Below are 18,676 nucleotides of genomic sequence, written 5' to 3'. Positions count from 1 at the left end.
TTAGCCCACCGCTCCTTCCATCTGCAGCTCGATCAGACGGTTGAGCTCCAAGGCGTACTCCATGGGAAGTTCACGGGCGATCGGCTCGACGAAACCGCGCACGATCATGGCCATGGCCTCGTCCTCGTTCAGACCGCGGCTCATCAGGTAGAAGAGCTGGTCTTCGGAGACCTTCGAGACGGTCGCCTCGTGGCCCATGGACACGTCGTCCTCGCGGACGTCGACATAGGGATAGGTGTCGGACCGGCTGATCTGGTCGACCAGCAGGGCGTCGCACTTGACCGTGGAGGCCGATCCGGCGGCGCCCTCCTCGATCTGGACCAGGCCCCGGTAGGAGGTGCGGCCACCGCCGCGCGCCACCGACTTGCTGATGATGGTGCTGCTCGTGTTCGGAGCCAGGTGCACCATCTTGGCGCCGGCGTCCTGGTGCTGGCCCTCGCCGGCGAAGGCGATGGAGAGGGTCTCGCCCTTGGCGTGCTCGCCCATCAGGTAGACGGCCGGGTACTTCATCGTGACCTTGGACCCGATGTTGCCGTCGATCCACTCCATGGTCGCGCCCTCGTACGCCACGGCGCGCTTGGTGACCAGGTTGTAGACGTTGTTCGACCAGTTCTGGATGGTCGTGTAACGGCAGCGGGCGCCCTTCTTCACGATGATCTCCACGACCGCGCTGTGCAGCGAGTCGCTGGAGTAGATCGGGGCGGTGCAGCCTTCGACGTAGTGCACGTAGCTGTTCTCGTCGACGATGATCAGCGTGCGCTCGAACTGGCCCATGTTCTCGGTGTTGATCCGGAAGTAGGCCTGGAGCGGGATCTCGACGTTGACGTTCGGCGGCACGTAGATGAACGAGCCGCCCGACCACACGGCGGTGTTCAGCGCGGCGAACTTGTTGTCGCCGACGGGGATCACCGAGCCGAAGTACTCCTTGAAGAGCTCCTCGTGCTCGCGCAGGCCGGTGTCGGTGTCGACGAAGATGACACCCTTCTCCTCAAGGTCCTCACGGATCTTGTGGTAGACCACCTCGGACTCGTACTGGGCCGCGACGCCCGCGATGAGCCGCTGCTTCTCGGCCTCGGGGATGCCCAGCTTGTCGTAGGTGTTCTTGATGTCGGCGGGCAGCTCGTCCCAGGACGCCGCCTGCTTCTCGGTCGACCGCACGAAGTACTTGATGTTGTCGAAGTCGATGCCCGTGAGGTCGGAACCCCAGGTCGGCATGGGCTTGCGGCCGAACAGGCGCAGCCCCTTCAGACGCAGGTCGAGCATCCACTCGGGTTCGTTCTTCAGCGCGGAGATGTTCCGCACGACGTCCTCGTTCAGGCCGCGGCGCGCCACGGCGCCGGCGGCGTCGGGGTCGGACCAGCCGAACTTGTAGTTCCCGAGGCCTTCCAGCTCCGGGCGGTCGGTGACAGTCACCTTCCGGGCTCCTTGCTCTCTATACGAGTGGCTCGCGCCAGCGCGTGGGGGCTGACGTGGGTGGTGCAGATTCCGTCTCCGTGGGCGATGGTGGCCAGCCGCTGGACGGGCGTGCCCAGGAGACGCCCGAACGCTTCGGTCTCGGCCTCGCACAACTGCGGGAACGCGGCCGCGACGTGGGCGACCGGGCAGTGGTGCTGGCAGAGCTGCTCCCCGCCGGTCGCCGTCTTGGTGGACGAGGCGGCGTATCCGTCGGCCGACAGCGCCTCGGCGAGCATGCGCACCCGCTGCTCGGCCGGGATCTGCCGCATCGCCGGGCCCAGCCTCGCGACGAGACCGGCGACCTGCTGCCGGGCGAACTCGGTGACGGCGGCGGGCCCCAGATGCTCCTCCAGGAACCGCAGCGCGCTGCCGGCGAGGTCGTCGTAGGCGTGCTCGAAGGCGCTGCGCCCGGCATCGGTGATGCCGAAGAGCTTGGCCGGACGGCCACGCCCCCGCTGCCCCTTCGGGTGTGCCTGACGGGGCTCGATCATCCCCTCGGAGAGAAGGTTGTCGAGATGCCGCCGCACGGCGGCCGGGGTGAGCCCCAGCCGTTCGCCGAGGTCGGCGGCGGTGACCGGGCCGTGTTCGAGGATCAGGCGCGCGACCCGCGCCCGGGTTCCCCGTTCCGAGGGCACGCCGGAAGACCGCGTGGTCTCCCCTGCGCTGATCCCGGTCACGTTTTTCACAACATCAGTGTGGCGTAATTCCTTCCCGCACCACAAACGGAACCCCGCATTCGTGGGGAATGCAATTTGTCACCCAGGTAAGGCTTACCTAAGTTATTGGCGGAGGCCCGCCGCCGAGGGCGGGGTCGAGCATATAGTCTTCGGCGCCCGGACCGCCCCTTGACCTCGGGCGATGCCCAGCGGCCGGGCCGGGGTCGAACGAAGATCCACCGTTCACATCGTCTCGCCCGCCTGAATTCCGCTGAATACGACTCGGCGGCGGCGCGCGACGCCGGAAACCGGCCGGGGCGGAGCGGGGGTGCCGGAATCGGCGGCCCAGGAGGCCAGGAGGCGAAGTTTGTCCTGCGAATCACTGCCGGGCTCGGCGCTGTAGCCGACGAGGGTGAGATTGTCCGCGGCCAGCGCGAGGGCCTCGTAGTAGAGGTGCAGGGTGCCGACGACGGGATGGCGGAGCGGTTTGGCGCCCTTGTGGTACTGGCGGACGTCGTGGCGGGCCCACCGTCCGCGGAAGTCCACGCTGCGGGTGGACAACTCGCCGACGAGGTCGGTGAGCTGCTTGTCGAAGGGGTCGCGACCGGCCTCGGCCTGGAGAAGGGCGACGGTCTCGTCGGCGGCGCGTTCCCAGTCGCCCCAGAAGGCGTGCGAGCGTGGGTCGAGGAAGACGAACCGGGCCAGGTTGGGGGTGTCCCCCCGGGCGGCTTCGATCACGGGGGCGTACAGGACGCGGCCCAGGGCGTTGAAGGCGAGAACGTCGCAGCGGCCGTTCATGATCACGGCTGGGGCGTCGGTCATGGAGTCCAGCAGCCGCCGCACCCCGGGCCGCACGACCGTCGTCCCGGGGCGGTGTCGGCGGGGAGCGGGACCGGCGGCGCGTGCCAGGTCCTCCAGATGGACACGCTCCTCCTCGTCCAGGCGCAGAGCGCGGGCCAGGGAGTCGAGGACCTGGCCCGACACCCCGGACAGGTCGCCGCGCTCCAGCCGGGAGTAGTACTCCACGCTCATCCCGGCGAGCTGGGCGACCTCGGCGCGGCGCAGGCCGGGGACGCGACGGGTGCCGTAAGAGGGCAGCCCCGCCTCAGCCGGCGTGATCCTGGCTCGGCGGGAGGTCAGGAAGTCTCGGATCTGGCTGCGCTGGTCCACGCCGTCCAGGCTAGGTGGCCTTCCCGATGGCTGGGGTGCCCCGTCAGTACACCTCTGACCAGTGCCTTCCCCCGGTCTCGGCCTGGGCTTTGGATGAGCGGCGGACACCTCGCCCACCTCGACTCAAGGAATGATCTTCATGCGCGTGAACGCCTATGCCGCCCCGGCCGCCGGCGAGCCTCTGGCCCCCATGACCATCGAACGGCGCGACGTCGGCCCCCGCGACGTCCTCGTCAGGATCGAGTTCGCCGGCATCTGCCATTCCGACATCCACACTGTCAACGGCGACTGGGGACCCCAGCCCTTCCCGCTGGTACCCGGGCACGAGATCGTCGGAATCGTCGAACAGGCCGGCGCCGAGGTGACCCGTCACCGGGCCGGGGACCGGGTCGGGGTGGGCTGCGTCGTGCACTCCTGCGGCCGGTGCGCCAACTGCCGCGGCGGCGACGAGCAGCATTGCAGCCTCGGCATGGTGCCCACCTACGCCGGCGCCGACCGGGACGGCACCACCACCCAGGGTGGCTACTCCACTCACATCGTCGTGGACGCCGGCTACACGCTGTCGATCCCCGAGGGCCTGGACCCCGCCGCGGCGGCGCCGCTGCTGTGCGCCGGCGTCACCACCTACGCGCCGCTGCGCCGCTGGGGCGCCGGTCCGGGCAAGAAGGTCGCGGTCGTCGGGCTGGGCGGCCTCGGCCACGTGGCCGTCAAGATCGCCCACGCCATGGGCGCGGAGGTCACCGTGCTGTCGCGGTCGCTGAAGAAGCAGGAGGACGCGCTGCGGCTGGGCGCCGAGCACTATCACGCCACCGGCGACCCCGGCATCCTCACCGATCTCGCCGACCGCTTCGACGTGATCATCAACACGATCAGCGGGGACGTGGACATCAGCCCCTACGTCAGCCTGCTGGCCCTCGACGGCGCCCTGGTGAACGTCGGCGCGGCGCCCGGACCGCTGACCATCGCCAGCGGGTTCATGCTGGCCCAGCCCCGCCGGGTCGTGACCGGGTCGATGATCGGCGGCATCGCCCTCACCCAGGAGATGCTCGGCTTCTGCGCCGAGCACGGCATCGCGGCCGAGATCGAGATCATCTCCGCCGGCCAGATCAACGACGCCTACCGGCGCGTCCTGGCCGCCGATGTGCGCTACCGCTTCGTCATCGACGCCGCGACCCTCGCCTGAGCGGCGACCGGCTCGCGGTCGCCGGGGGTGCGCCGATGCCCCGCCCGTTGAAGCTGGTCTGTACCGGACCGCCCCTGGAGGGCGTAGAGATCCGATGTCTCATCCCGGCTCAGATGAAAATTGATCCGATCTCTCGCCGGACCGACGCCCCACAAGTCGACTTCTGAAGATCAAAACAGCACACCCATCGGACTAGACCACTCAATGAGGTGTGGGTCACAACTTAGTTGCGGCGAAATTCATCGGATCTCAAAGCTTGTTTCGCTTAAGTTTCGGTGCTATTTCATTGTGAGATCACCAACCCTGACCCATAAGGAACACCCGTGAGTCACCCCCCACGGCGGCTGCTCGGCGCCGCCACGGCGCTGGGGCTGGCCATGGCTCTGGGCGTGCCGGTGCTGCAGGGCAGCACCGCCACGGCTCAGGTCCAGGAGGCCGCAGCCGCGCAGGACGATCTGACCCTCTGGTACGACAAGCCGGCGACCAACTGGGAGTCGCAGGCCCTTCCGATCGGCAACGGCGCCCTCGGCGCGATGATCTACGGTGGCGTCGCCACCGAGCAGATCCAGTTCAACGAGAAGACCCTCTGGACCGGCGGCCCCGGCTCCAACGGTTACAACTTCGGCAACTGGACGACGCCGCGGCCCACCGCGATCGCCGAGGTCCAGGCGCTCATCGACCAGAACAAGCAGATGACCCCGGCCCAGGTGGCGCAGCGCCTCGGCCAGGGCAAGACGAACTTCGGGTCCTACCAGACCTTCGGCGACATGTTCCTGGACTTCCCGGGCGCGCCGGCGAACCCGGCCGACTACAAGCGGTCGCTGAACCTGAACGACGCGGTCGCCGCCGTGACCTACAAGGACGGCGGGGTCACCTACAAGCGCGAGTACTTCGCGTCCTACCCGAACAACGTCATCGTGGGCCGCATCTCGGCCGACGCGGCCGGCAAGGTGAACTTCACCGTCCGCCACACCTCGCCGCGCAACGACAAGACGGTCAGCGTCTCCAAGGGCCGCATGACCATCCGCGGCAAGCTGGCCAACAACGGGCTCAACTTCGAGTCGCAGGTCAACGTCGTCACCGAGGGCGGCTCCCGGACCGACGGGACCGACCGCATCACGGTCGCCAACGCCAACGCCGCGTGGTTCGTGATCTCAGCCGGCACGGACTACTCGATGGAGTACCCGACCTACCGGACCGAGGACCCGCACGACAAGGTGCGCCACTGGGCCAACTGGGCGTCGTCGATGTCGTACGCGGCCCTCAAGCAGGCCCACCTGAACGACTACCACGAGCTGTTCGACCGGGTGAAGCTGAACCTGGGCCAGCAGGCGCCGGGCGTGCCCACCAACGTGCTGCGCTCGTCCTACACGGGCGGCTCGTCGGCGCAGGACCGCTACCTGGAGGCCCTGTTCTACCAGTACGGCCGCTACCTGCTGATCTCCTCCTCGCGCGAGGGGTCCCTGCCGGCCAACCTGCAGGGCGTGTGGAACAACGTCACGAACCCGCCGTGGGACGCCGACTACCACGTCAACATCAACCTGCAGATGAACTACTGGCTCGCCGAGCAGACCAACCTCGCCGAGACCACGGTCCCCTACGACGAGTACATCGCCTCGATGGTCGCCCCCGGCACCAAGACCGCGACCGACATGTACAAGGCGCGCGGCTGGGTCGTGAACAACGAGACCAACCCCTGGGGCTTCACGGGCCTGCACAACTACCCCGAGTCGTTCTGGTTCCCCGAGGCCGCCGCGTGGACCACGCAGCAGATGTACGACCACTACCGGTTCAGCAACGACGAGAAGTACCTCAAGCGCACCGCCTACCCGGTGATGAAGGGCGCGGCCGAGTTCTGGCTCGACTTCCTGCACACCGACCCGCGTGACGGCAAGCTCGTGGTCTCCCCGTCGTACTCGCCGGAGAACGGCCAGTTCACGGCCGGCGCCTCGATGTCGCAGCAGATCGTCACCGAGCTGCTCACCAACACCCTGAACGCCGCCAAGACCCTCAAGGTCGACACGGCGCTGCAGGCCGAGCTGACCAACACCCTGGCCAAGCTCGACCCGGGCATCCGCATCGGCTCCTGGGGCCAGCTCCAGGAGTGGAAGGAAGACCTGGACAACCCCAACAACGACCACCGCCACGTCTCGCACCTGTTCGCGGTGCACCCGGGCAACGCGATCAAGGCCGGCACCCCCGCGGGTGAGGCGGCCAAGGTCTCGCTGACCGCGCGCGGCGACGGCGGCACCGGCTGGTCGAAGGCCTGGAAGATCAACTTCTGGGCGCGCCTGCTCGACGGCGACCACTCGCACAAGATGCTCAGCGAGCAGCTCAAGTCGAGCACCCTCGACAACCTGTTCGACACCCATCCGCCGTTCCAGATCGACGGCAACTTCGGCGCCACCTCGGGTGTCACCGAGATGCTGCTGCAGTCGCACCAGGACACCATCCACGTCCTCCCGGCCCTGCCGGCCGTGTGGAAGAACGGGTCGATCTCCGGCCTGCGCGCCCGCGGCAACGCGACCGTCGACGTCGAGTGGGCCAACAGCAGCCTCACCAAGGCCGTCATCACCGCCGGCGACACCGGTGAGCTGAAGGTCCGCGCCGGCGCGATCAACGCCCGTTACTCGTTCGTCGACGACCAGGGCAAGCCGGTCGACGCGATCCGCAACGGCGACACCCTCACGTTCGGCGCCGAGGAAGGCCGTTCGTACACCCTCTACAACGAGATCCAGCTCTCGGTCTCGGCTCCGGGCGAGATCGGCGCGGGTCAGACCGTCCCGGTCAAGGCCACCGTCACCGCGATCCAGAACGCGTCCCCGGCGGGCACCCTGACCCTCCAGCTCCCCACCGGCTGGACCGCCGACCCGGTCTCGACCGCCGTCGCCCCGGTTCCGGCGGGCGAGAGCCGCGAGATCACCGTCAACGTCACGGCCGGTCCCTCGACCGGGGCGACGTCGGCGCGCATCCAGGCGACCCTGGCCGGCTCCGGCTGGTCGATCAGCGCCGCCACCGGCGCCGCCCTGAACCCGTGTGCGGTTCCCCCGGCCGACCGTGCCATCGTCGCCTGGGACCCGACCTCGGGCACGACCATCGCCGACCAGTCGGGCTCCGGCCGCAACGGCGTCGTGGTCAACGGCGCGGCGGCCTACGACGCCGACGGCGGCCTGATCCTCGACGGCCAGAACTACGTCCGCACCGAGCAGCCGACGACCCTCGGCTACCTGCGTGAGGCCACCTTCGCCGCCGAGGTGAAGATCGGCGGCTCCGGCTACCGCCGCCTGTTCGACTCGCAGCCCTCGGGCAACCCCGGCACCGACGGCGTCCTGATGGACGTCACGCCGGACAACCGCCTGCGCCTCATCGGCGCCGGCCAGGGCGTCACGACCAACGCGACGCTGCCCACCGGCCGCTACATCGACCTGGTGATCACCCTCAACCGCAACGGCGCGATCGACGTCTACGTCGACGGCGTCCGCGCGGGCGGCGGCAACACCGGTTCGACCGGCATCTACGGCTGCAACACCCGGCCGCTGCTGTTCGCCGCCAACCAGGGCGGCGGCGAGCGGATGACCGGCGCCGTCGACCGGATGGCGGTCCTCCCCTACGCGCTGCCCGCCAACCAGGTCTCGACCTGGCAGGACATCGCCTTCTAACCGCATGACGGGGAGAACCGGCCGGGGTGCTTACCGGCCGGTTCTCTCGTTCTAGGGGGTGCTCTCCCAGAGCCCCACGGCCGCCCCGGCGGGGTCGGTGATGATCGCGAAGTTCCCCATCCCGGGCACCTCGGTCGGTCCCACCATCTGCGTCGCGCCCAGCCGCGCCGACTCCTGGACGGCGGCGTCGAGGTTGTCGACCCCCAGGTAGGCCAGCCAGTACGACGGGATCTCGGCCGGCAGGGCCTCGGGCATGGCCATCATCCCGGCCAGCACGTGCCCGTTCTGGGCGAAGGTGGTGTACTCCATGTCCCCCATGGGCCGGGTCTCGGCCGTCCAGCCGAAGACGTCGCCGTAGAACTCCGTGGACGAGAGGGTGTCGCGGGTGATCAGCTCGCTCCAGTTGAGCGTGCCGGGCTCGTTGGCGAGTTGGGCCCCCATCTTGTCGATCGGCTGCCAGGCGCAGATGTAGGCCCCGGCGGGGTCCAGGTAGCCGGCCATCCGGCCCTCGTTCATGATCTGCACGGGCTCGGTGACGATGGTGCCGCCGTTCTCGCGGACCGTCTCGGTGGTCTTGGCGACGTCGTCGGTGCAGATGTAGGTGTTCCAGGCGGCGGGCATGCCCTCCTGGTAGACGGGGCCGATCCCGGCGACGTACTTGCCGTGCAGGTGGAACACGCCGTAGCCGCCGTAGTCCTCGCTCTCCTCGTCGAAGACCGCCGTCCAGCCGAAGAGCTCGGTGTAGAAGTCCGTGGACGCGTCGATGTCGGGAGTGGACACGTCCACCCAACACGGCACGCCGGGTGCATAGCTCCTGAATTCGGACATGCGCCACCCTCCTTGTGGTGAGCCATGGGGACAATTCCACCCTTACATGCACAAACACCCCTGTCGGGGACCGTGGACGTTCCCGGAGCAGACCTTTACCGGCCCGGTCGCGGACGGAGGCGGGGTGCTCACTCCCTACACTCGAAGGCATGGAAGACGCCGCGGTCGAGGTCCGCGATCTGGTCAAGCGCTACGGCCGGGTGACCGCGGTCGACCACCTCGACCTGCGCTGCCGCCGGGGCGAGGTGACCGCCGTGCTCGGCCCCAACGGCGCCGGGAAGACCTCGACGATCGAGATCTGCGAAGGCTTCCGCACGGCCGACTCCGGCTCGGTCCGGGTTCTCGGGCGCGCGCCCGACGACCCGGAGCTCAAGCCGCGGATCGGGATCATGCTCCAGGCGGGCGGGGTGCCCCAGGCGGCCCGCGCCGGAGAGTGGCTGCGGCTGGTCTCGCGGTTCCACGCCCACCCGCTCGACCCCTCGGCCCTGCTCGACCGGCTGGGGCTGGCCGACCACGCCCGCACCCCCTACCGGCGACTGTCCGGCGGCCAGCAGCAGCGGCTCGGGCTCGCGGCGGCCGTCATCGGCCGTCCCGAACTGGTCTTCCTCGACGAACCGACGGCCGGCCTCGACCCCCAGGCCCGGCACGCCTGCTGGGACATGGTGCGCGAGCTGCGCGCGGCCGGGGTGTCGGTGGTGCTCACCACCCACCACATGGACGAGGCCGAGAAGTTGTCCGACCACGTCGTGATCATCGACCGGGGCCGCGTGGTCGCCGAGGGCTCGCCCGCCGAGCTGACCGGCGCCGAGCGCCAGCTCCGGTTCCGCGCCCGCCCGGGGCTCAACCTCGACGAGGTGCTCAGCGCCCTGCCACCCGGGAGCGCGGCCAAGGAGTCCCCGGCCGGCCACTACATCATCGAGGGCCAGGTCGACCCGTCGCTGCTGGCCACGGTGACCGCGTGGTGCGCGACCGAGGGCGTGACGACCGAAGACCTCAGCATCGAGCGGCGCACCCTGGAAGACGTCTTCCTGGAGCTGACCGGACGGGAGCTACGTTGACCACCCTCGACCTGTCGCCGGCGCCCGGGGCGGCGCCGCTCCCGAAGATGGTGCTCGCCCAGGCGGGCGCGGAGGTGCGCGCCACGCTGCGCAACGGCGAGCAGCTCCTGCTGACGCTGATCATCCCGATCCTGCTGCTCGTGGGGTTCTCCAAGGCGCCGTTCCTCGACGTCGCGGGCCCCCGGGTCGACTTCGTCGCGCCCGGCGTGCTGGCCCTGGCGGTGCTCTCCACCGCCTTCACCGGTCAGGCCATCGCGACCGGCTTCGAGCGGCGCTACGGCGTGCTGAAGCGCCTGGGGGCCACTCCCCTGTCGCGGACCGGCCTGATGCTGGCCAAGACCGCCGCGGTGATCGTGGTCGAGGTGCTGCAGATCGTGGTGCTGGTGCTGGTGGCGCTCGCGCTCGGCTGGTCGCCCCACGGCAACCCGCTGACGGTGGCGCTGCTGGTCGTCCTGGGCACGGCCGCCTTCAGCGGCCTCGGGCTGCTGATGGCCGGCACCCTGCGGGCCGAGGCCACGCTGGCCGGGGCCAACCTGGTCTACCTGCTGCTGCTCGCGCTGGGCGGGGTGGTGCTGCCCGTCTCGGCCTTCCCCGAGAGCATCCGACCGCTGCTGGAGATCCTGCCGATCACCGCCCTGACCGACGGGGTGAGATCGGTGCTGACCGGGGTAGGCGGGTTCCCCGTGGGCGCGACGCTGGTGCTGCTGTCGTGGGCCGTGCTGGCCCTGGCCGCGGCGGCCCGCTGGTTCCGCTGGGAGTAGCTCCCCAGGCCGTCTCACAGGGCGGAATCATGAGCGATCTTGGGTTTTGCCCCTTACAGTGAGACCCGCTGATTTCCGGGTGAGGGGTGGGACGACGGTGACCGCTGACGCGGGGGCGTACAAGGGGTCGTTCCGGCTCGCCGACGCCGTTCCGCCGCCGCTGCTGGTGATGCTGGGCATCGTGTCGGTGCAGATCGGCGCGGGCCTGGCCAAGAACCTGTTCGCGCAGCTCTCCCCCACCGCCGTGGTCTTCCTGAGGATCGCCGCCGGGACGCTCGTGCTGGTCGCCTTCGTCCGGCCCCGGATCAGGGGGCTGTCGTGGCAGAGCGTCGGGATCGGGGTGGCCTTCGGGGCGATCCTCGCGCTGATGAACCTCTCGTTCTACGAGGCCCTGGCCCGGCTGCCCATCGGCATCGCGGTCGCCATCGAGTTCATGGGGCCGCTGGGGGTGGCCGTGGCGGCCTCCCGCCGGCGGCTCGACCTGCTGTGGGTGGGGCTGGCCGCCGCCGGGATCGTGCTGCTCGCCCCCTGGGGTGACGCCGCGAACGCCGACTGGGTCGGGATCGCGTTCGCCGCCGGGGCGGGGGTCTGCTGGGGCGCGTACATCCTGCTGTCGGCGTCGGTCGGGCAGCGGTTCCCCGGGACCTCGGGGCTGGCCTTCGCCATGATCGTCGCGACCCTCGTGATCGCCCCGCCCGGGATCGTGTCCGGTGGCACCGGGCTGCTCGACCCGGCGATCCTGCTGATCGGGCTCGGCGTCGGGCTGCTGTCGTCGGTGATCCCCTACTCGCTGGAGCTGGAGGCGCTGCGCAGGATGCCGAAGCGGGTGTTCGGCATCCTGATGTCGCTCGAACCGGCCGTCGCCGCCCTCGTGGGGCTCGTCGTGCTCGGGGAGGTCCTGCACCTGCGCGAGTGGGCCGCGATCGGGTGTGTCGTGGTGGCCTCGGTCGGGGCCGCCCGCTCGGGTTGAGTTACTCGGGCTTGTTGGCCCAGATGCCGCGGACGTGCTGGATGTGGTGGCCCATGATGTGTTCGGCCGCCGCCCGGTCGCCCTCGATCAGGGCGTCGAGCAGCTCGACGTGCTCGCGGGCCGAGTCGACCAGTTTCCCGGCGTCGGCCAGGCCCTTCAGCCCGTAGAGGCGGGCCCGGCCGCGCAGTTCACGCACCACCTCGACCAGGTGGGCGTTGCCCGCCAGGCTCAGCAGTTCGAGGTGGAAACGCAGGTCGGCGTTGACGTAGGTGAGCAGGTCGCCGCGCTCGGCGGAGCTGACGATCTCGCGGGCCAGGGGCCGCAGCCGCTCGAAGTCGGCGTCGAGCCCCGACTCGGCCAGCCGGGCCACCGTGGGCACCTCGATGAGGCGGCGGATCTCGGTGATGTCGTCGAGGTCGGAGTCGGACATCTCGGTGACCCGGAACCCCTTGTTGCGCACCGCCTCCACCAGGCCCTCTTTGGCCAGGTCGAGCATCGCCTCGCGGACCGGGGTCGCGGAGACGCCGAACTGGGCCGCGAGCACCGGCGCGGAGTAGACGACCCCCGGCCTCATCTCGCCCGCGACCAAGGCGTCTCTGAGGGCTTGCGCGACCTGTTCGCGCAGGCTCTGCCGCTCACCCACGACCGGCAGGCCGAGTCCCTCTGCTCCCGCGCCCATCCCACTCCCATCCGTGACATCGGATCTGGTGATCGTACCGGTTCGGACCGGTACGCGACCGCCTGGTCACAGCAGGAATCCCTGCGGGAAGGGGTCGCGTGGATCAAGGAAGTACTGGGCGGTGCCGGTGAGCCAGGCGCGGCCGGTGATGTGGGGCACCACGGCCTGCCGGTCTCCGACGGCAGCCGTTCGCACGAGGCGTCCGGTGAACCGCGTCCCGATGAACGACTCGTTGGTGAAATCGGCATCGATGGGCAGGTCGCCCCGGGCGTGGAGCTGGGCCATGCGGGCGCTGGTACCGGTCCCGCACGGCGACCGGTCGAACCAGCCGGGGTGGATGGCCATCGCGTGCCGCGAGTGCCGCGGGGTCGACCCGGGCGCGAGGAACTGCACGTGGTGGCAGCCCCGGATGCCGGGGTCCTCGGGGTGGACGGGCTCGTCCTCGTTGATCGCGTCCATGATCGCGAGGCCGGCGTCCAGGATCTGCTGCTTGTACGCCCGGTCGAACGGCAGCCCCACCGACTCGATCGGCAGGATGGCGTAGAAGTTGCCGCCGTAGGCCAGGTCGTAGGCGAGCTCGCCGAACCCGTCGACCTTCACGGTCCGGCCGAGACCCTCGACGTAGGAGGGCACGTTCTCGATCGTGACCGACTCGGCCACGCCGTCGCGCACCGCCACCGACGCGGTGACCAGCCCGGCCGGGGTGTCGAGCCGGATCGTCGTGACGGGCTCGACGACCTCGACCATGCCGGTCTCCACCAGCACCGTCGCCACGCCGATCGTGCCGTGGCCGCACATCGGCAGGCAGCCGGAGACCTCGATGTAGAGCACGCCCCAGTCGGCGTCGGGCCGGGTCGGCGGCTGAAGGATCGCGCCGCTCATGGCGGCGTGGCCGCGCGGCTCGTACATGAGGAGGGTGCGGACGTGATCGAGGTGGGCCATGAAGTGTTCCCGCCGCTCGGCCATGGTCGCGCCGGGGATCACACCGACGCCGCCGGTGATCACGCGGGTGGGCATGCCCTCGGTGTGGGAGTCGACGGCGTGGAAGATCCTTCGGGTGCGCACGTCACATGACCTTCTCTGTGGCGGCGCTGATCTCGGCCGCGACGTCGGCGGGGAGCGGCAGGCGGGGCGGCCGGCAGGCGCCGCCGTTGAGCCCGGCCACGTCCATCGACAACTTGATCGCCTGCACGAACTCTACCCGCGCGTCCCATCTGAGCAGCGGGTGCAGGTCCCGGTACAGCGGCAGCGCGGTGGTCAGGTCCCCGGCCGCGGCGGCCCGGTAGAGGTCGACGCACCTGCGGGTCACCGAGTTGGGGAACCCGGCGATCCAGCCCTTCGCCCCGGCGGTCAGCAGCTCCAGCACGACGTCGTCGGAGCCCACGAGGAGGTCCAGCTCGGGCGCCAGCTCCCTGATCATGTACGCCCGCCGCACGTCGCCGGTGAACTCCTTGACCGCCACGATCAGGCCCTCGCCGAACAGCCGGGCCAGCAGCGCCGGGGTCAGGTCGACCTTGGTGTCGATCGGGTTGTTGTAGGCGACGATCGGCAGCCCGGCCTTGGCGACGGTCCGGTAGTGCTCGAACACGGCCCCCTCGTCGGCCCGGTAGGCGTTGGGCGGCAGCAGCATGACGCTCGCGCACCCGGCGTCGCGGGCCTGCTCGGCCCAGCTCAGGGCCTCGCGGGAGCCGTAGGCGGCCACGCCGGGCATCACCCGCTCGCCGCCGACGGCCTCGACGGCGGTCCGGACCACGCGGGCGCGCTCGTCGGGCGTCAGGGTCTGGTACTCGCCCAGCGAGCCGTTGGGCACCACGCCGTCACAACCCTCGTCGACGAGCCGCCGGCAGTGGGCGCCGAAGGCGTCGTAGTCGACGGTCAGGTCGCTCCTGAAGGGGAGTGCGGTGGCCACCATGATTCCGTGCCAAGGTCGGATCACGCGTTGTCCTCTCGATCGTGCAGGGTCAGGTCTGCGAGGGTGATCGGCTGGGCGAACGGCCGTTTCTGCGGGGCCGGCTCATGCCCGGTGAGCGCGGCGACGGCGTGGCCGCACATGCGGCCCTGGCACCAGCCCATTCCGGGCCGGGCCAGCAGCTTGACGGTGCGGGGGTCGTGCGCGCCGAGGTCGCGGGCCTCGTCGATCGCGCGCAGGGTGACCTCCTCGCAGCGGCAGACGACGGTGCCGGGCGTGAGCCAGTCACGCCAGCCGTCGCGTACCGGATAGGACAGGTCGAGGGCCCGCGCGAAGCGGCGCAGCCGCGCCTTCTCGGCGAGCAGCCGGGGCGGCGGTTCGCCGACCAGGGAGTGCACGGCCAGCGCGCCCTCGACGACGGCGCTCGGCGCCCCGGCGACCCCGGTGACCTCGCCGGCCGCCAGCACCCCCTCGACGGAGGTCCGCTGCCGGTCGTCGGTGACGACGTGGTCGCCCGCGACCGCGCAGCCGAGCTGGAGCAGCAGGTCGACCTGCGGGGTGAAGCCGTAGCCGACGGCGACCGTGTCGCAGTCGACGGTGCGCCAGGCGTAGGGCCGCCAGCCGGGGGTGAGCCGGGCGACGGTGACGCCCTCGACGGAGTCTTCGCCGTGGGCGGCGACCACGGCGTGCCCGGTCCGGTACGGCACCCGCGCGGCGGCCAGCCGGCTCGCGTAGCCCAGCGCCTCCCTGGCCTTGGACGGGACCAGGGCCAGCGCGGCGGCCATCCGGGGCGAGGGCCGGTTGGCCTCCAGGACCTCCTTGACCCGCACCCCCGCGTCGAGCAGGGTGACCGCGACGGGCAGCAGGAACGGCCCGGTGCCGGCCACCACCATCTCCTCGCCGGGCCTGATCCGCTCGCCCTTCACCAGCGCCTGCGCGCCTCCGGCGGTCAGCACGCCGGGCAGGTCCCAGCCCGGGAACGGCACGACCTTGTCGTGGGCGCCAGTGGCGACCAGCAGGGTCGTGGCGGTCGTGGTCGTCGACGCGTGCACCCGGAAGCCGTCGGAGGACTTCTCCACCGCCCACACCCGCTGCCCGAGCATGACGTCGACGCCGGTCAGGCGAGGCGGCGCGGTCCCCCGGAGGAACTGGCCGCCGGGCGTGGCGTAGGCGTCGAGGAGGGCGACGCGCAGGCCCCGCCTGGCGGCCACCCTGGCGGCGGTCAGCCCGGCGGGCCCGGCGCCGACGACGGCGAGGTCGTAGCTCATCCGGTCACCTCGTCGCCCGCGCGGGCCACCGTCTGGCAGGCGCGCTGGTCGGGGGTGCCGTTCACGGTGAGCAGGCAGTCGAAGCAGGCGCCGATGGCGCAGAACAGGCCGCGCGGACGGCCGCCGATCCGGGTGGTCCGCCACGACCGGATCCCGGCGGCGTGCAGGGCCGCGCCGATCGACTGTCCGTCCTCGGCGGCGACCGGGCGTCCTTCGAAACGGAACTCGATCACGCGAACCTCCCCGGGGCGAAGGGCGCCGGATCGACCCGCGGCGACCCGCCGGTGATCTGGGCGGTGATCATCTCGGCGGTCGCCGGGGCGAGGCCGATGCCGGCGCCTTCATGCCCGCAGGCGTGGAAGAGGTTGCGGAGCCGGTGGTCGGGCCCGATGACCGGCAGATGGTCCGGCGAGTAGGGCCGCAACCCCGCGTAGGCCCGCATGACCTGCCTGTCCGCGAGCACCGGGAACAGCGCCACCGCCTGTCTCGCGAGCTTGGCGAGGACCCTGTAGTCGATGGCGGTGTCGTAGCCGACCCGCTGCCGGGAGGCACCGATGAGCACGGTCCCCGCCCGGGTCGACTCGATGACGCCGGAGGTCTCCAGCCCCTCGGCGTCGCTGGCGACGTTGGTGACGTAGGCGGCCGTGTAGACCTTGTGCCGCACCGGCGGGACCGCGAACGGCTGCGTGACCAGGATGAACCCCTTGCGCGGCCGGATCGGCAGCGGCGCCTGCGGGAAGCTCCCGGCCCACGTGCCGGCCGCGTTGACGACGGCGTCGGCGTAGAGGTCGCCCTGGCCGGTGCGCACGCCGGCCACCCGGTCTCCGGCGACGAGAAAACGCTCCACGGCGGTACGGACCAGCCGCGCCCCGGAGGCCTTCAGCAGGCGCGCGGCGGCCAGCATGGGCTGCACCTGGGCGTCCTGCGGATAGTGCACGCCCCCGGCCAGGCCGTCGGCGAGGTGGGGCTCGAAGTCCCGAAGGCTCGTGGCCGGCACGACCGAGGCGACGACACCCGCCGGGCCGGGGTGCCGACGCTGGTTTTCGGCGAAGGCCGTGAGGGCGTCGAGGACCTCGGGGGTCTCGGCCACCACGAGGCCGCCCTTCGGCTCCCACTCGAAGCCGCCGCACTCCTCGTCGAGTTCCCGCCACAGTTCGCCGGACCGGAGGGCCAGCTCCAGTTCAGGGCCCGGTTCCTTGTCGGACACCAGGATGTTGCCCTCGCCGGCGCCGGTGGTGCCCGACGCCACTCCCCCGCGATCGACTACCGTTGCCCGCACACCGGCACGCATCAGGGCATAGGCGCATGAAGCGCCCACGATCCCGGCGCCGATCACGAGAACGTCCACGGTTTGTACCATGTCACATGACATATTGGGCCGCAAGAGGGACCACCCCCCACCCCACCTAGCATTGACGCCGTGAAGCGTCTCCTCTCCTCTATCTGGACACCCGCCGCCCGTGACATGCGGGCCTGGGCGCTGGCGGCGGTCGTGGTCAACGCGGGCATCACCGTCACGGGCGCGGCGGTGCGGCTCACGGGGTCGGGGCTCGGCTGCCCGACCTGGCCTCGGTGCACCGCCGACAGTTTCGTCCCGGTCCCCCACCCGGACCACTCGCCCCTCAACACCGCGATCGAGTTCGGCAACCGCATGTTCAGCCTCCTGGTGCTGGCGGTCGCCATCGCGGTGTTCCTGGCCGCGTGGAGGCTGAAGCGGCGTTCGCTGATCCCGCTGGCGCTGGTCCAGCCGCTCGGCGTGATCTTCCAGGCCCTCTGGGGCGGGGTGGTGGTGCGGACCGCGCTCAACCCGGTCACCGTGAGCGTGCACTTCCTGGTGTCGATCGGGATGATCGCGGCGGCGTACATGCTGTTCGCCCGGTCGACTGAGGGCGACGGGCCCGTCGTGCCCGTCGTCCATCCGTGGATCGTCACGCTGGGCCGGGTGCTGACCGGGGCCATGCTGGTCCTGCTGGTGGCGGGCGTCGTCACGACGGGCACCGGCCCCCACTCCGGCGACGAGCGGGCCAGCCGGTTCGACTTCGACATCGAGGTGGTGGCCCGCATCCACGCCGACGTCGTGTGGGTCGTCGTCGGGCTGACCTTCGCGCTGTTGTTCGCCCTCTATCTGACCAAGGCGCCCGAGCGGGCCAGGAAGGCCGCGCTGATCCTGTTCGCCGTGGAGATCGGGCAGGGGATCATCGGGTACGTCCAGTACTTCCTCGCCGTCCCCGCCCTGCTGGTCGGGTTCCACGTGCTGGGCGCGGCCCTCGTGTGGATCGCCACCCTGCACGTCGTGCACACGCTGCGGGAGCGCAGCGAGATCACCGAGTTCGCGAACCACAAGGCGGTCACCCGCGTCTGACCCTTCGTGAAACGAGCCGTCTTCCGGGGCGCCGTCGCGGCCAGCCTGGCCGCCCTGGCGCCCATGACCTGGGCGTGGTTGTCGAGCGACGGCCACCGCGCCGACACCAACGACCCCGGCTGGACCGCCGGGGTCCCGGCCGCGCCGGTCGCGCTGGTGCTGGGCGCCGGGGTGGTCGGCGACTGGCCGACCGCGATGCTGCGCGACCGCCTCGACATCGGCGCGGCGCTCTACCGGGCCGGGAAGGTCAGGGCGCTGCTGCTGTCGGGCACCAACCACGTCAAGGAGTACGACGAGCCCACGGTCATGCGCGACTACCTGCTGGCCAAGGGCGTGCCGGCCGGCGCGCTCGTGCTCGACTACGCGGGCCTCGACACCTGGGACTCGTGCGTCCGGGCCAAGAAGATCTTCGGCGCCTCCCGCGTGACGGTCGTCACCCAGACCTTCCACCTGCCCCGCGCGGTCACCCTGTGCCGGGAGGCCGGGCTGGACACCTTCGGGGTCGGCGACGACTCCCAGCGGAAGTACGCGCTGACCACCTACGTCTACGCCGCCCGCGAGTTCTTCGCGACCGGCAAGGCCTTCCTCGACGCCGTCGTGCTCAGGTCCGACCCGACGTTCCTCGGGCCCTACGAGACCTCGCTCGACACCGCCCTCGCGAAACGTTCATAGATCACCTGCGGCGACGTCGCCGCGCTTGGCCGGAGTACCGGGCCGC

17 protein-coding genes are annotated in these 18,676 nt (G+C 70.8%); 7 read left to right on the top strand and 10 right to left on the bottom strand.

Features of this window, described 5'->3' with window-relative positions:
• From sufB to GT755_RS30955, 3 genes are all read right to left on the bottom strand, one after another.
• Window positions 1-1,413 carry a Fe-S cluster assembly protein SufB gene (gene sufB, locus GT755_RS30965; RefSeq protein ID WP_030452272.1) on the bottom strand — a complete coding sequence of 471 codons (1,413 nt, stop codon included), beginning with the start codon at window positions 1,411-1,413 and terminating at the stop codon, window positions 1-3.
• Complete coding sequence (locus GT755_RS30960) at window positions 1,410-2,141, bottom strand: helix-turn-helix transcriptional regulator (protein WP_051759654.1); 732 nt, start codon at window positions 2,139-2,141, stop codon at window positions 1,410-1,412. The genes sufB and GT755_RS30960 overlap by 4 nt, the downstream gene beginning before the upstream one ends.
• Before the next feature lie 213 nt (window positions 2,142-2,354).
• On the bottom strand, window positions 2,355-3,281 hold the full coding sequence (locus tag GT755_RS30955; protein WP_161483123.1) for a helix-turn-helix transcriptional regulator: 927 nt from the start codon (window positions 3,279-3,281) through the stop codon (window positions 2,355-2,357).
• A gap of 130 nt (window positions 3,282-3,411) precedes the next feature.
• Here GT755_RS30955 and GT755_RS30950 point away from each other — a divergent pair, with 130 nt between their 5' ends.
• Both GT755_RS30950 and GT755_RS30945 read left to right on the top strand, forming a co-directional pair.
• Window positions 3,412-4,464: an NAD(P)-dependent alcohol dehydrogenase gene (locus GT755_RS30950; RefSeq protein ID WP_235967802.1), complete on the top strand. Its 1,053-nt coding sequence runs from the start codon at window positions 3,412-3,414 to the stop codon at window positions 4,462-4,464.
• Window positions 4,465-4,787: 323 nt separating this feature from the next.
• Window positions 4,788-8,123, top strand: coding sequence for a glycosyl hydrolase family 95 catalytic domain-containing protein (locus tag GT755_RS30945; RefSeq protein ID WP_202610716.1), 3,336 nt, complete (start codon window positions 4,788-4,790; stop codon window positions 8,121-8,123).
• A gap of 51 nt (window positions 8,124-8,174) precedes the next feature.
• Here the strand turns inward: GT755_RS30945 and GT755_RS30940 are convergent, their stop codons facing one another.
• Window positions 8,175-8,951 carry a VOC family protein gene (locus GT755_RS30940; protein WP_161483122.1) on the bottom strand — a complete coding sequence of 259 codons (777 nt, stop codon included), beginning with the start codon at window positions 8,949-8,951 and terminating at the stop codon, window positions 8,175-8,177.
• 149 nt (window positions 8,952-9,100) lie between these two features.
• On the opposite strand from GT755_RS30940, the gene GT755_RS30935 reads away from it, so the two are divergent.
• The 3 genes from GT755_RS30935 to GT755_RS30925 all read left to right on the top strand — a co-directional run bounded on the left by GT755_RS30935 (window position 9,101) and on the right by GT755_RS30925 (window position 11,740).
• The gene (locus tag GT755_RS30935; RefSeq protein WP_161483121.1) at window positions 9,101-10,009 is read left to right on the top strand and encodes an ABC transporter ATP-binding protein; all 909 of its coding nucleotides are present in this window, start codon (window positions 9,101-9,103) and stop codon (window positions 10,007-10,009) included.
• The gene (locus GT755_RS30930; RefSeq protein WP_407929437.1) at window positions 10,006-10,770 is read left to right on the top strand and encodes an ABC transporter permease; all 765 of its coding nucleotides are present in this window, start codon (window positions 10,006-10,008) and stop codon (window positions 10,768-10,770) included. The genes GT755_RS30935 and GT755_RS30930 overlap by 4 nt, the downstream gene beginning before the upstream one ends.
• A gap of 97 nt (window positions 10,771-10,867) precedes the next feature.
• On the top strand, window positions 10,868-11,740 hold the full coding sequence (locus tag GT755_RS30925) for an EamA family transporter (RefSeq protein WP_328794604.1): 873 nt from the start codon (window positions 10,868-10,870) through the stop codon (window positions 11,738-11,740).
• Between the two features lies 1 nt (window position 11,741).
• Here the strand turns inward: GT755_RS30925 and GT755_RS30920 are convergent, their stop codons facing one another.
• The 6 genes from GT755_RS30920 to GT755_RS30895 all read right to left on the bottom strand — a co-directional run bounded on the left by GT755_RS30920 (window position 11,742) and on the right by GT755_RS30895 (window position 16,944).
• On the bottom strand, window positions 11,742-12,419 hold the full coding sequence (locus GT755_RS30920; protein WP_161483120.1) for a GntR family transcriptional regulator: 678 nt from the start codon (window positions 12,417-12,419) through the stop codon (window positions 11,742-11,744).
• A gap of 66 nt (window positions 12,420-12,485) precedes the next feature.
• Complete coding sequence (locus tag GT755_RS30915) at window positions 12,486-13,484, bottom strand: proline racemase family protein (RefSeq protein ID WP_161483119.1); 999 nt, start codon at window positions 13,482-13,484, stop codon at window positions 12,486-12,488.
• A 1-nt stretch (window position 13,485) separates the two neighbouring features.
• Window positions 13,486-14,355 (bottom strand): dihydrodipicolinate synthase family protein, encoded by an 870-nt coding sequence (locus GT755_RS30910; protein ID WP_285586868.1) that lies wholly within the window; start codon window positions 14,353-14,355, stop codon window positions 13,486-13,488.
• Window positions 14,352-15,596, bottom strand: a complete 1,245-nt coding sequence (locus tag GT755_RS30905; protein ID WP_161483118.1) for an FAD-dependent oxidoreductase — start codon at window positions 15,594-15,596, stop codon at window positions 14,352-14,354. Before GT755_RS30905 ends, GT755_RS30910 begins: the two co-directional genes overlap by 4 nt.
• Complete coding sequence (locus GT755_RS30900) at window positions 15,593-15,829, bottom strand: (2Fe-2S)-binding protein (RefSeq protein ID WP_161483117.1); 237 nt, start codon at window positions 15,827-15,829, stop codon at window positions 15,593-15,595. Before GT755_RS30900 ends, GT755_RS30905 begins: the two co-directional genes overlap by 4 nt.
• Complete coding sequence (locus GT755_RS30895) at window positions 15,826-16,944, bottom strand: NAD(P)/FAD-dependent oxidoreductase (RefSeq protein ID WP_328794603.1); 1,119 nt, start codon at window positions 16,942-16,944, stop codon at window positions 15,826-15,828. Before GT755_RS30895 ends, GT755_RS30900 begins: the two co-directional genes overlap by 4 nt.
• A 72-nt stretch (window positions 16,945-17,016) precedes the next feature.
• Here GT755_RS30895 and GT755_RS30890 point away from each other — a divergent pair, with 72 nt between their 5' ends.
• Complete coding sequence (locus GT755_RS30890) at window positions 17,017-17,958, top strand: COX15/CtaA family protein (protein ID WP_328794601.1); 942 nt, start codon at window positions 17,017-17,019, stop codon at window positions 17,956-17,958.
• Window positions 17,959-17,964: 6 nt separating this feature from the next.
• Window positions 17,965-18,630: a SanA/YdcF family protein gene (locus GT755_RS30885; RefSeq protein WP_285586861.1), complete on the top strand. Its 666-nt coding sequence runs from the start codon at window positions 17,965-17,967 to the stop codon at window positions 18,628-18,630.
• The last annotated feature ends 46 nt before the right edge of the window (window positions 18,631-18,676 follow it).

Source organism: Herbidospora solisilvae (assembly GCF_009901565.1).
GTDB classification, from domain to species: domain Bacteria; phylum Actinomycetota; class Actinomycetes; order Streptosporangiales; family Streptosporangiaceae; genus Herbidospora; species Herbidospora solisilvae.
Note: the sequence above shows the minus strand (reverse complement) of the source record. Positions and strands in the feature narration are given on the sequence as shown.